Origin of the sequence: Nostocoides sp. HKS02, assembly GCF_009707485.1 — a bacterium.
In the GTDB taxonomy this organism is placed as follows: domain Bacteria; phylum Actinomycetota; class Actinomycetes; order Actinomycetales; family Dermatophilaceae; genus Pedococcus.
Genome location: NZ_CP046121.1, coordinates 3,179,873 through 3,192,405 on the forward strand (window position 1 = coordinate 3,179,873; position 12,533 = coordinate 3,192,405).

13 protein-coding genes are annotated in these 12,533 nt (G+C 65.4%); 10 read left to right on the forward strand and 3 right to left on the reverse strand.

Translation table 11 applies throughout. From position 1 onward, the window contains the following. Nucleotides 1-34 precede the first annotated feature (34 nt). On the reverse strand, nt 35-1,135 hold the full coding sequence (locus GKE56_RS15355; protein ID WP_154685281.1) for a DNA glycosylase AlkZ-like family protein: 1,101 nt from the start codon (nt 1,133-1,135) through the stop codon (nt 35-37). Between the two features lie 111 nt (nt 1,136-1,246). Between GKE56_RS15355 and GKE56_RS15360 the strand changes: the two genes are divergently transcribed. The 6 genes from GKE56_RS15360 (at nt 1,247) to GKE56_RS15385 (ending at nt 5,498) form a co-directional block, all read left to right on the forward strand. Further along, nucleotides 1,247-1,675, forward strand: a complete 429-nt coding sequence (locus tag GKE56_RS15360) for a hypothetical protein (protein WP_154685282.1) — start codon at nt 1,247-1,249, stop codon at nt 1,673-1,675. Between the two features lie 127 nt (nt 1,676-1,802). Next, on the forward strand, nt 1,803-2,321 hold the full coding sequence (locus GKE56_RS15365) for a hypothetical protein (RefSeq protein ID WP_154685283.1): 519 nt from the start codon (nt 1,803-1,805) through the stop codon (nt 2,319-2,321). Between the two features lie 31 nt (nt 2,322-2,352). After that, complete coding sequence (locus tag GKE56_RS15370; protein WP_154685284.1) at nt 2,353-2,640, forward strand: DUF1905 domain-containing protein; 288 nt, start codon at nt 2,353-2,355, stop codon at nt 2,638-2,640. Between the two features lie 155 nt (nt 2,641-2,795). Next, complete coding sequence (locus GKE56_RS15375; RefSeq protein ID WP_154685285.1) at nt 2,796-3,284, forward strand: hypothetical protein; 489 nt, start codon at nt 2,796-2,798, stop codon at nt 3,282-3,284. A gap of 404 nt (nt 3,285-3,688) precedes the next feature. Continuing rightward, a complete protein-coding gene (locus GKE56_RS15380; RefSeq protein WP_154685286.1) occupies nt 3,689-4,987 on the forward strand; it encodes a hypothetical protein in 1,299 nt (432 codons plus the stop codon). A 10-nt stretch (nt 4,988-4,997) separates the two neighbouring features. Beyond that, on the forward strand, nt 4,998-5,498 hold the full coding sequence (locus GKE56_RS15385) for a hypothetical protein (RefSeq protein WP_154685287.1): 501 nt from the start codon (nt 4,998-5,000) through the stop codon (nt 5,496-5,498). A 315-nt stretch (nt 5,499-5,813) separates the two neighbouring features. Here GKE56_RS15385 and GKE56_RS15390 read toward each other — a convergent pair whose 3' ends face one another. Both GKE56_RS15390 and pyrE read right to left on the reverse strand, forming a co-directional pair. Next, nucleotides 5,814-6,587, reverse strand: a complete 774-nt coding sequence (locus GKE56_RS15390) for a GAF and ANTAR domain-containing protein (protein WP_195908163.1) — start codon at nt 6,585-6,587, stop codon at nt 5,814-5,816. A 174-nt stretch (nt 6,588-6,761) separates the two neighbouring features. Continuing rightward, a complete protein-coding gene (gene pyrE, locus GKE56_RS15395) occupies nt 6,762-7,313 on the reverse strand; it encodes an orotate phosphoribosyltransferase (protein WP_230209018.1) in 552 nt (183 codons plus the stop codon). 191 nt (nt 7,314-7,504) lie between these two features. Between pyrE and GKE56_RS15400 the strand changes: the two genes are divergently transcribed. The 4 genes from GKE56_RS15400 (at nt 7,505) to GKE56_RS15415 (ending at nt 12,485) form a co-directional block, all read left to right on the forward strand. Beyond that, a complete protein-coding gene (locus GKE56_RS15400; RefSeq protein WP_154685289.1) occupies nt 7,505-8,173 on the forward strand; it encodes a hypothetical protein in 669 nt (222 codons plus the stop codon). A gap of 938 nt (nt 8,174-9,111) precedes the next feature. Next, the gene (locus GKE56_RS15405) at nt 9,112-9,984 is read left to right on the forward strand and encodes a hypothetical protein (RefSeq protein ID WP_154685290.1); all 873 of its coding nucleotides are present in this window, start codon (nt 9,112-9,114) and stop codon (nt 9,982-9,984) included. Nucleotides 9,985-10,157: 173 nt separating this feature from the next. Further along, a complete protein-coding gene (locus GKE56_RS15410) occupies nt 10,158-10,616 on the forward strand; it encodes a hypothetical protein (RefSeq protein WP_154685291.1) in 459 nt (152 codons plus the stop codon). 519 nt (nt 10,617-11,135) lie between these two features. After that, a complete protein-coding gene (locus tag GKE56_RS15415) occupies nt 11,136-12,485 on the forward strand; it encodes a hypothetical protein (RefSeq protein WP_154685292.1) in 1,350 nt (449 codons plus the stop codon). Nucleotides 12,486-12,533 lie beyond the last annotated feature (48 nt).

Genomic DNA, 12,533 nt, shown 5'->3' on the forward strand with positions numbered 1-12,533 from the left:
CAGGGACGATACCCTTTCGAGAGGGCGCAGACGGTCAGCGCGGGTATCCGTGAAGGGCCAGCCCGAGCCAGTCGGCGAGGTCGTCGAGTTCGTGCTGCAGGCCCCGCCTCATTGCTGCGTCGAACGCGACGTCCTCGTGGACCGCGTGCACCACCAGGGTGCCGTTCTTGCGGTCGGCGGTGGCATCGACCTTCCCGATGAGCCTGTCGCCGTGGACCACGGGCAGCGCGAAGTACCCCCACCGCCGTTGCGCCTTCGGCTTGTACATCTCGAGCGTGTACTCGAAGTCGAACAGGGCGAGGGCCCGCACCCGGTCGTGCACCAACCGGTCAAAGGGTGATAGCAGTGCGGTGCGCCCGATGAACGGTTGGTCGAGCTGGGCGAGCGCCCCCGGGTCCACCCGCCAGGTCCCGGCGACACCTTCCACGGTGGCCGGCACTCCCGCCTCGCCGACGTCGGCAGGCTCGCCCGGCTGGACGGCGCTCCTGGCCCGGGCGATGCCGAGGGCAGCCAGACGTCGCTCGTTGCGCAGGTGCTGCGCCTCCTCGACAGACAGGACGGGTATGCCGGCGGGGTAGACACGCTCGGCCAGGTTCCAGACGCGCTGGCGCCCACGACGGCCGGCGATGGCGATCTCGCCGCGCAGCATGAGGTACTCGAGCATCTGGGTGACGTTCCGGTTGTTGGTCCATCCGGACGAAGGCCACGGCACGACGCTCGTGTCGGCGATGTCGCGCGAGAGCAACGGCCCGGAGGCCCTGAGCAGTTCGAGGACATCGCGTCGGAACGAGTCGTTGGCCTGGAACCAGGCTCGGGACCGTTCGTGGTGCGGCCAGTCCGAGGCGCCCGCCAGGTGCAGCGGCAGGTCGCTCATCGGACGAATCATCGCGTCGTGCTCGAACAGTGTCCGGTCCTGCTCGAGCGCGCGCTGCAGGTGGGAGGGGTGGTAGGACGAGCCGAGACGGCTCCAGGCCACCAGGTCGGCGCTCGGCGCGATCGCCGCCGTCGGGTCGATCTGCAGGAGGGTCAGCTGCTGCACCACCGCGAGCAGGTCCGTGGGACGCGGAGCATCGAGCAGCTGGGCGCGGACGGCGATGCGCCGAGCCTGCGTGCGATCGAGCTCATGGACCCCCACGGCGCGAGGCTAGCAAGGACCCTTCGTCACACCGCTGCTTCCGCGCAAGAGGTATTCGAGTTCTGAATACCTCCTTGCCCTGGGCCGTACCGCGTCGCCAGTCTTGCGCGCGTGGAATCTCGTCTCGTGACCCTCCCGACGTCGGGGGCACTGGGGCTCGCGCTGTGCGCGGGCCTCGCGACTCTCGCCGGCTGCGCGACAGCCGGCAGCGTGGCTCACGCCTCGATGTCGGCCGCGCCGACGACCCTGTCCACGCCCAGCAGCACGACGACGTCACCCACGTTGGGGCCGGAGTCGATCACGATCGTGAGTCGGCGCTCGCTGGGAGGCAACCGGGTGCTGCGCGTCACGGCGCCTGCCGATACCCGGTTCCGGATCGGGCCGACCATGGAGCTCGCGGTCCCGTGCCCGGCGACGGTCGAGAAGGCCGGCGACCCCACGGCATACCGCGTGGTTTGTCCGGCGTCGCCGCACGGAAGCCAGCTGATCGCCACGATCTCGCTGGGTGATTTCGAGTACTCGTTCTTCAAGTCGCTGTGAGGGCCGCGCGAGATCGAGATTCAAAGCAAAGTCCTAGGTCGATGACAGTCCCGGCATAGTCCCGGGGCGGAGTCTGCTTGCCTGTGACAACTCCGTGTCACGGCTTCCAGATCCGGAGACCAATGTCATGCCCCTTGATTCACGACTCGCGAAGGTGGGATACGTCGCAGCAGGACTGCTGGCTGGCGGAGTCCTCGCCACGACCCTGAGCGCCCAGGCAGCCAACACCACGCCGACGCCCACCCCCACCAGCTCCAGGGGCTCCTCGGCGCAGGACCCGCACCCCGGCGGCAACGGGGCCGACGGGACGCCGTGGGCCCAGGAGCACCACGGCGGCGGCCCGGGTGGCTTCGACCTCGGCCTGACCGGCACGGTCACCGCGGTGGGATCCGCCAGCGTCACCATCAAGACCGCCCAGGGCACCACGCAGTACGCGGTGACCAGCAGCAGCGACATCGACAAGAACGGCGAGGCGAAGCTGTCCGACCTCAAGGTCGGGGACGTCGTGAAGTTCAGCGTCGCGCAGTCCAACGCCAAGCAGATCGACAAGCTGCACGCTGGCGACGAGGCCAAGAACCTGCCGCAGCGCGGGACGGCCCCGGCGCCGGCTCCGAGCTCGAGCGCGTCGCCGTCCAGCTTCACCTGATCGGCCCTGGGGCGGGCCCTATCCTGACTCGATGGACCTGGAGTTCACCGGGGAGATCTGGTTCTGGAAGGGCCCGTCGCCGTGGCACTTCATCACGGTGCCCGACGACGAGTGCGGTGCGCTGGAGGCGGTGGCGTCGCGCGTGAGCTACGGCTGGGGGATGATCCCGGTGACCGCGCAGATCGGACAGACGCGCTGGAAGACCTCCTTGTTTCCCAAGGACGGGGCGTATGTCGTGCCGGTGCGGGTGGCCGCGCAGAGGGCCGAGCGGCTGGAGCTGGGCGACGTCGTCAGCGTGCGTCTGACGGTGGAGGTCTGAGCTGGCCCGCCCGCAGTAACCCTTTTGGTGGATCTCTGCGTGCGGGAGCGGGTGTGAGGTGTTCTCGCACGCATGGCGCGTGAAGGGGCACTGAAACAGTGGGTCAGGAAGTGGTTTTCATGGTGGGCAAGCGCAAGGTACGTGGACTCATTGGCGTGATCGCCGTCTGTTCGGCGCTGGCAGCCGCGCAGATGGCTCCGGCTGGCGCCGCGGCGGGTGGGACCGGGCACACCGTCACGATGACGCAGACACAGCACGGCACCTGGACGGAGACCGGTGACCAGGACTTCTGCACGGGTGAGCTGATCAGCCCGACGATCACCGGGAACTCGGTCATGCACGTGACCTACTTCCCGGGTGGGGACGAGGCGTGGGGCACCTTCACGACCGAGGGCCGGGGCTCGTTTGTGCAGCCGTCGACGGGACTGTTGTTCAGTGGTCGGGTCACGGTCTGGGGCAACTTCAACGTGAACAACAAGAACAGCAACAACACGTTCACCGCGACGTTCACGCTCAGCGCCGTGGACTCCTCCGGCGTGACGCACCTCGAGGTGGGTCACGAGGTTGCGCACGTGGCGTTCAACGCCGCCAACCCGGGAGCGCCCGTGGTCAGCTTCGACAAGATGAGCGTGACCTGCTCCTAGGGGCTGAGACGAGCGCGAGCAGGGAGGAGCGGCGCCTCGGTGGGCAGACCGGGCGCCGCTTTGCTGTGCTGGGGCGCGGGCTGGCGCGTGTCAGGGGTCGCCTCCAGAGCCGACCTCCACGACGGGGTATGCGGTGCCATCGCGCGTCGTCAGGCTCGCCTGTCTAGACCGCCCCGAGCCCACCCCGGGCGCGGCAGGCTCGTCCCCATACCGCTCGTCCTCGTCGCGCACAAGGGGGTATTCGAGTTCCGAATACCCCCTTCCGCTCAACCACGGATCACGGTCAGTCTCGTGCTGCTGCCCAAGAGGTTCGAGAAATGCGTGCCCGCTGTGGGGCGCAGGGAACGTGCCAGCAATCGAGGGGCATTTGAAGGCATTCAAATGTGGGACGGGGAGGAACCGGCATGAAAAGGAACAATCTGCGGCGGATCGTTGCAGCCGCGGCCGCACTGGCGCTCATTCCTGTCATGGCATCAGGGAACGCATCCGCAACCCCGGCAGTGGTCGGGAGCCAGGGCATGGCGAAAGGCAGGCTGCTCCAGGCTGACGGTCGACCGGCGGCAGGTGCACTTGTTGACGTGTACGCCCAGCCAGTCGAGACAGCGGAACATCATTTCAACCAAGGCGATTCGGGCACCCTCACAATGGTCGGACAGGTTCGCGCCGACCACCAAGGACGGTATGCCGCCGCGGTGAAGCGTGCGAGCTTGACCCCATTCCGCGGCCCAGGGGGCAACGTCAACCTTCTTCTGATTGCTCGCGACGCCAGCGGACACACCGCCAGCATGAGCTTTGGGTTGGCGCCAGTGGCCCCTGTCGCCGACAAGACCGCCGAGAGCGGAGCCTTGTCCGCCGAAGGTCCGGCCCTGGAGCCGGTGGCGATCTCCGATCTGACGCTCGACACCCCGGACCAGACTGTTGCGGCGAACTCATCTCCAGGCGCCACGGTGCCCGCCGCTGCGGGAAGGGGCGGCGACCCAGCTACCGAGCTGGGCGACCCGGGTGCCGAAGAGCCCAAAAAGTGGGTGCTGCCCCTTCCTTCTACGGACCCGTTTGTGAACGGGACCGGTGGGAGCGCGAACGTGGCTTCGCCTTCAATCGTCGTGTGCTCGTGGATCTTGGTGAGCGATCTCGGCCCGAAGACCGTGTGGGTGGGTGGGACGTACGTCCGAGCCACTGGGGTGTCGGCCGATCTTCAGTACTCCAGCGGCGCGTCCAGCAGTTTGGGCGTCGGGGTGTCGACCACTGGCGCCTATGGCAGCTACTCCGCATCTGGCACGATGTCGATCGCGTCGACTGGGTCGATCGACTACCCGACGAACTACGGTTTCCAGCACGACTACACCCAGTTCGTCTACGGCAAGTACGGGTACTCGTGCGACATCTACCCCGGCTACAAGCAGTACCAGGTGCGAGCGAGGTACTGGGCCGGCGGCGCATCCACATACTCGCCCAGTACCGCACCGAGCGTCCCGTACTGCTTGTCCTATGGGAGTGGCGTGACCGTCACGCAGCAGACCTCTATGGCATACACGTTCTCCACGGGCGCTGATACCTCAGGATCCATCGGGATCGACCTGTCAAGCCAAAGTGGCTACTCGAGCACGCTCAAGCTGGTATTCCGCTTTACGGCCACGCGCCATCTGTGCGGGACGAACGGCTACCCGGGCGCAAGTCCAGGGAGGCTCGTTGCGCAGGTCTAGCGCCGAGGCCTTGGTCGGGATCGGCACGATCCTCGTCTGCGCGGTGGGATGTTCAGGCGATGAGGGCGTCGCAGCACCGCACGACGGCGCCCTGCGTCTCGGCGGGGATCAAGGCACTGTGTGCGTCCCGGCCACACGCTCGGGCGACTACACGTTCGCGCAGGACGCGGTCAACAATTCCACCGATGCCGCCATTGAGGTCACCGACGTGAGCTTGGTCAATCCGGACCACGCCTCCATGAGTGGGGTTTACCTGGCACCGATCATCGACAAGATGCTGATTGGCGTGTCGTCAGGATGGCCACCAAGCGCTGGCATGACACCCGGATTCGCCGCGAAGAGACCGGTCCCGACCCGAGTCGATCCCCATGAGTGGGCCAACCTTGTCGTCCACATCAACGCACAGGGGCTGGCGACGATCGATGCGGTCGAGGTCACTTACGTCAGCCATGGGGTGAGGATGCGCGTTCGAAACAGCACCCGTTTGATGATCCGTCCCAAGTGTTCTTGAGCGCCGAGCACCGCGACCACCGGAGGTGATTGACGGTGACCGTCGCGGAGTCATCTGACGTCCAGAAGGTAGGGGCCTGTGCACTTCTCGGGCCTTGAGCTCCTAGCTGCCCTTGCTTGGCTTGTTGGCGCGGGCGCTGTCGTGTGGGCCGTTCTCACGCGGCGCGTTCATCGGGCCCGGGCCGTGGTCCTCCTCGGCGCTCTCACCGTGGTTGCATTCGTCGGACCCCTGGCGGCGCTGCTGTATGTCGCCACGAGGGGACCTTCGAGAGAATCTTTGTCGCGTGCGACGTAGCCCAAGGAGAGGTCGACGGGATCATTCCCGGCCGTCCGTGGGGCCCGGGCGAGGGACCAGCGTGAGAACGGTCGCGCGCTTCTTGTCGCCGCCCGTGTGTCCCTTGGTCATGTGCCGCAGGTCGTTCGACTGCTTGACCAGGTGTGCCGCGGTCTCACGGAGAGTGACGTTCGACCGCTGAGACAGCGTGGTCAGGTGCACGAATGCTTCGTGGTCGTCGAGGTTGAGCTGTTCCATCACCAACCCGATGGCCTTCCCGATGGTCCTGCTCGACTGGAGCGACTGCAGCAGGTCGTTCTCCCGGTGGGCCTGCGCCAGGGCGGTGGCCGCCCGGGCGGCCATGAGCTTTGCGTGGGCCAACCGGCGGGCATCGACGGATGCGTGCACCGTCGAATACAGGTTGAGGCCGCCCAGGGTCCTGCCCTCGACGGAGATCGGCACCCCCAAGTGCGAACGCAGGCCCAGGGCGGCAGCTAGGGACATGAACCTCGGCCACCGGTGCTCGCTCTCGGCATCGCCCACGATCACGGTGCGTCCCTCCCGCATGGCGGTGATGCCGGGGCCTTCGTCGAGGACGTACTGCAGGTCGTCGAGCACGAACACCAGGGCATCGGTCCCATCCAGGGTTGTGTAGGTGTCGTCGCTGTTCACCACGCAGATACCCACATGGCCTCCGGGCGCGAGCTGTTCGGTCGCGTCGAGGATCGGACCGAGCATGGGGAGCGCGCCGCCGCCGCACCACGCGGATGCCGATCCGTCGAGGGCGAGCAGGTCTTCAGGGGGCCGAGGATGCACAGCAACTCCAGGTGCAATCGTGCTGGGAACACCGCGGAGCGTTGGCTCAACTGGAGACGGCGCCCGAGGGTCACGGAGGGTGCCCATCGGGGTCTCGGGTGGGCCTACAGTTGCGAGGTTACCGCCGAAGTGACCGTGGTGGCGGCGGAACGAGCACCGTCAATCTGGTCGACGTCATGATCGGTCCGGTCGGCCCTGCGCCCGGTCGAGGTCGTCCCTGGTGAGCAGCGGCAACGTGGTGAGCCCGATGTCGCTCAAGGCCATGCCGGGAGTGGGGCTGCGGTCGATCGCGCAGATGGCCGTTTCGACGATGGCGCCGGCTGCCCGGAGGGCGCGGGTGGCGTCTCGGACCGCACCGCCGGTCGTCACGATGTCTTCGACGAGGGTGATACGACGCGCTGCGATGTCGGCTCCCTCGGCGAGGCGCCGGGTCCCGTACTCCTTGGCCTTCTTCCGGACGAACAGCGCCGGTATGCCGGTGAGACTGCTGAGCATCGTTGCCAGCGGGATGCCACCAAGCTCCAGTCCGCCGAGGAGGTCGGTGTCGATCGGCACGAGTGGCTGCATGGCCTCCGCGACGCGGCGAAGGAGCTGGGGGTCGGACTCGAAGAGGTACTTGTCGAAGTACTCAGTGGCGGTCTGGCCGGACCGGAGGGTGAAGCTGCCGCCCAGTCGGCAGGTGCGGTCGATGTCTTGGGCGAGTTCGGCGAGGAGGTCAGGCTGCACGCGCGCATGTTCTCACGATCGTGGTGACAGGAGGCGGGGTCTGGTTTGGAGGCCCGCTCGTTGTCGTGCGTGGCGCGCGGTGGGGTGCGCTCGGGGCCGCGTAGCGCACCGGAACGCAATCTGACAACGGGCTATTCGAGTTCTGAATAGTCCCTTGTGCTTCACCCAACGGCGGCGACACGGTGGCTGGCATGGACACCGAAAACCTGCGGAACATATATGCAATGCTGACGCGGAACCTGGCAGCCGCGACCGCAGTTTCAGTGGCGATCATGTTGGGTGGGGCAGCACGATCCGAGGCGGCCAACGAAGGTCCGACGATCAACTCGTCAGTGTTCGTCGACCGGCTGACCCAAAGCGAGCTACTGAGGTGGCGGGCGTTGGCGCCGGCCCAACAGCGTGCCACTCTGACCCTCCTGGCCGACCCACGAGTCCAGCGCGGGTTCGCCACTGTGGGACAGGCCAAGGCCGTCTCAAGCGCGATCGACCTCGTCGAGACTCGCGACACCGCCAGGACTCCGGTTCGAGCAATGCCCACCGCGGCGACGACGACGTACCAGGTCCAGTCCTGGTACTCACGAACGTGGACAATCTTTGGAATCGCGTACGCCACGACTCGACTCGACTATTACTACGTCACGGGTGCGGGGGTCGTCCTGTATGACCACTACTGTTCGGCGTCGTACTCCAACCGCGTGCCGCTGCGCTCGATGTCGGTGCAGGTCAACCACTATGTGGGCGGTGGGAAGGGCACCTGTGTGGCAACGTGGACCCTCACCAAGCTGAACTTCTGGACGGACACCAGCGATCAGGGTATGCGCGTGAACGGCAGGGGCGTTGAAGCGACGTGGGGTCCCTGAGAGGAGACACGTCGAATGGCACTCTCAACTCTCGAACTGCTCGCAGGTCTCGCGTGGCTGCTCGGTGTCGGCGCGGTGTTCTGGGGTTTGCGCGCAAGCCGGATTACAGGGCTGGAGATGGTGCTCCTTCTCCTCGTTCTCACGCTGGTTCCCCCTGCTCGGACCTGCCACCGCGGCGTTGTTGGTCGGAATGCGGGGGCGCCCCGCACGGGCGGATGGTTCCACGACGCCATAGGTGGCGGGCGTCGGAGGCTGAACGCCAGGGGTCAGGCGAAGCAACCCGAACCTGCATGTGCGCCTGCAGAATCAAGTTGCTGACACCCGCTTTAGGAGTCTGCCCAAGGCGATGATGGTCATCGAATTTCGTTCTGTAGCAACGGAATAGCGACCGGACCCGTTTGGTAGTTCTGGTTGCTTCCGGCGCGGTAGGTACCTCTCGGGTACCTGACTCTATGGGTGCTGCAGCCAGCTCCCACGAGTGTGACTTACCCGCTGGGCCTCGTCGAGGTCTTGTCGTCGCCAGTTCGCCGGCCAGGCTGAGTGCATGTTCGTTGTGGCTGGCCCGGAGCCAAGACTCACTGCATAGGCGGTGGAAAGACACGCCCTGACCGCGGCCTGAGCGGATGCTCAGTAGTGGTTTTCCAACAGCAACTCAGCGCACCTCTGGCAATCAGCATTTCGGGTTCCGTGGAACGGGCTTCAGTACAACGTCTGGTCCGTGACCTCAACCTCTCCGCATAACGTCGAGTCCAAGTTCCGTGGATCGCGCCCATGGTGTCGGGTATCCCCTGGCGCGATCACGATTGAGGTCCAAGGCACGCCATGGTTCACCGGAACAGCGTTGAGCCGCGTCGTCCTGCGAGTGCGCGCTCATCGGCACGAGCGGATGCTTCGGCATTGCGGGCCCACATGCCTCCGCACCAGTGGATGATGCGTCCGTGAGTTCTGGATTCGAGATCGTTGAGGACGCTGCGGGCCGTCTTGACTTTGACGTGCAGACCGAGTGGACCCCCGCGCTCCACGACGCCTTCATCAAGAGCGGCGCGGACGGGCTCGTGGCTAACTACGCTCGCGGCTTCGAGGGCCCGGGCCTCGACTTCGTCGGCCGTTTGCCGCTACGCCGACTGAATGTCTTGGACCGCGGGATCTCAGATCTCACTCCCATCCACGACTTGGGCAACTCCCTCGAAGAGCTTCGCGTCCAGTCAGCGCCGGGCTCGCATATCGACCTAGCGCTCCTGCCGAGGCTGACAGTCCTCTCCTGCGCCTGGGACCAGATCAAGAGCTCGGTCGACCACGCCGAACGGATCGAGGAACTCTTTCTCAGCCCCTACACCGAAATCGATCTGAAGCCATTGCAGCATCTGACGTCGCTCCGATCACTCCAGATGAAGCAACGCCCGCGGGTTCGCTCGCTCGATGGCGTCCAGACCATGCCCTGGCTAGCGCGTTTGGGGATCTACGGCGCACTCCTCGAAGACACCTCGGCCCTCGCCGAACTGGCTTCACCCGTCCTCACCCGCCTGGACCTCGCATCGTGCCGCCGTCTGACCTCCCTTTCCGACCTGAGCGGCTTGGTCGGCCTTCGAGAACTCGATGTCAGCGAAGCCGGCAGCCTTGAGAGCCTTCGCCCCATCGCGGGGCTCACCTACCTCGAACGGCTCTACCTCTACGGCTCGACCACCATTGACGACGGGGATCTAACCCCGCTCCTGACTATGGCTCGTATGCAAGACCTTCGCCTGATGAACCGGCGCCACTACAGCCCCACGGTCGCCGCCGTACGCGAACAGCTGGGGCTCGCTCACTAGGCAGCCCTACGAAGCAGCGAGTCCAGCGCCCCATCCTTTGGCCTTGTGGAACGCACTCTCATCGGCATGAGCGGAAGTTCGCTTTCGCCCCGACAGGCGGCGGTGTGACGCAGCTTGGAGGGCGCGAACTCCCCCCGTCGGTAGTGATCGAGAGTTAGCCTTGGCCCCTCGTCGTGGATCTGAAGGGGGCAGGACCGATGGCATTCGGAAGGACACCGGAGCAGAAGGCCGCCGAAGAGCAGCAGAAGCTGGCCGCCCGCGCGGCGGCTAACGAGGAGCGGGAACGTCAACAGTTCCTGAAGAGCCCCGTGGGTCAGGCAACTGTCGCCAAGCAGCAGGGCCAGGGCTTCTTTGAGGTGCAGCTCGAAGTCGGCTCGTCGCAAAGAGACAGCACAGTCCTCGGCGGAAACAACTTCAACCTCGCCAGAGGCTCATCGAAATCGCATGCCGGAACGCTGGCCGCCATCGAAGCCGTCGGGTGGCACCTGGAGCACGTGGGGCATGTCTTCATCGTCACGTCCGAAAGCAGTCGTGACAAGTTCATGAGCTCAGGTCAGCAGACCGCCGTGAGCGGTATAACGATGGGGCTCTATCTGTTCAGGAACGTCGATCATCCCGGTCAGAACGGGTAGACCGACATTGATCGTCTGCGTCGAAAGGCTACGACCTTCAGGCGGCGGAATGACGCATACGTGGTTGGCTTCGCGCGGTGCCCCTTACGTGGCGCATCGCTGCATGATCGGCACCTCTCTTACGCCTGGGATGTTGGTCCGGAGCTGCGATGAAACCACGGGCGTCGGCGCGAATGCGCGGGGACCACCGGCGTTCTACTTTCGTGGAAGGCCGGGGCTCGGGCGAAAGGCAATGTTCATGAGAGACACCGATCGACCTGCTGAGGACGTCCCACTACCGGCCCCCGAATCCAGTTCTTGGTCCGAACGGCAGAAGGGCATCGACGGGGCGCTGCTTTATCGGTGCCACAATCGTGGTCGTGCTGCTTGGCTCGCTGGTGTGGAAGGGCCTGTTCTGATCCCTGAGGTCACTTCAGCCAGTGAGGCGATTTCTGCGTGTGTGGTGCTTGTGTCGCTCTCGTGACATAGCGTGCCAACACGTGCGCCTACGCGTGGAGCACAGTTGAGGTAGAGAACACGATGGCCAGCACCCCACACGACGACCTTTTGCCGCTGGACGGGCCGTTCAGTCCGTACGTTCAGGAGCAGATCGGCTGGTACGTCTATTTGCTGCGCGACCCCCGCAACGGCGAGGTGTTCTATGTCGGCAAGGGCAAAGGCAATCGGGTCTTCCAGCACGCTCAGGACGCGGACACTCTCCCAGATACTGACAAGCCCAAGCTTTCGCGCATCAGAGTGATCCACGAGGATGGTCGTCAGGTGGTCACCGAGTTGGTGCGCCATCACATCCCAACTGAGCAGACGGCCTACCTTGTCGAGGCCGCGGTCATCGACGCGATGCGCGCAGTCGGACTCGAGCTCACCAATGCGGTGTCCGGTCACCACAGCCAGCTCTATGGGCTGGCTAGCACCTGGGTGGCTGCGAGTATTTATGATGCGCCGCCTCTGCCAGAGGTGGATGAACCCTTGGTGATGTTCAAGATCCCCAAGCTCTGGACACCCGCGATGACCGAGGGCGATCTGTACGAAGCCACAAGGGGTTGGTGGGTTCTGGGACCCAAGGCCAGGCGGGCGAAGTACGCCGTCGCGGTGCATCGAGGAGTCACCCGCGGGGTTTGGCGCATCGAGTATTGGCGTGAACGGGTTCCCGGGGACCGCGACTACACAGCCGACGATCAGCCGGCGCGGACCGGGTTCGCCGGCAGCCCAGCCCCTGAAATGACGCATTTGCTCAACAGGTCCGTCAAGTCCCTTCGACAAGGGAGCGGAGCCGTCACCATCTACCTCAACTGCGATGACCCGTCACTGCCTACGTCACCCCTCCTCGCGGGCGCTGTCGCAGTACGTTCCGCTGAGTCCGAGAGAGCGCCAGCCCAGTCCAGATTCGTGTGGCAGCCGCAGGACATCGAGATTCGCGACGCTCAGGGCACTGTGGTCAAGCCTGCCGGTGAATTGTTCGCACCGTCCACAGTTCGGCGCGACGAAGCCAACAACCCACCAACGTCGACTGATGCTGGGCGGCGTGAAGACGTCGCCGCCATGTCGTCGGACGGAAAGACCCCACCACCGACCACAGCCGATCGCCCTTGCGCCCGTTGCGGTCGCCCGGCGCAGTGGCTGGTCACCGGCGGCGAACACTCGGCGGCGCCGGGCAGGCTGCTCTTGTACTGCAACGCATGCCGCTCTGAGGGTGCAGAACGATTGGCCGTCGCAATACCCTTGTCGGTGCTTGATCAGGATCCACAATCTCTCCTGCTCCGCCTCTACCGAGTGGGGGCGACTCGCTCTGACCCCGACCAGGTGGCGGAGCACTTGGGTCTAAATCCTTCCGGGCCCTGGTACACCCTGGCCAGGGCTTTGCGCCACTGAGCCGCTCGTATCTTCGACCTCGTGACGTCGATTAGTTGCTTCGTAAGC

Bases quoted from the DNA above. Each gene is read 5' to 3' on its own strand.
- GKE56_RS15365 (WP_154685283.1), top strand. From the start codon at position 1,803: ATGCCCCTTGATTCACGACTCGCGAAGGTGGGATACGTCGCAGCAGGA.
- GKE56_RS15370 (WP_154685284.1), top strand. From the start codon at position 2,353: ATGGACCTGGAGTTCACCGGGGAGATCTGGTTCTGGAAGGGCCCGTCG.
- GKE56_RS15380 (WP_154685286.1), top strand. From the start codon at position 3,689: ATGAAAAGGAACAATCTGCGGCGGATCGTTGCAGCCGCGGCCGCACTG.
- GKE56_RS15400 (WP_154685289.1), top strand. From the start codon at position 7,505: ATGGACACCGAAAACCTGCGGAACATATATGCAATGCTGACGCGGAAC.
- GKE56_RS15415 (WP_154685292.1), top strand. From the start codon at position 11,136: ATGGCCAGCACCCCACACGACGACCTTTTGCCGCTGGACGGGCCGTTC.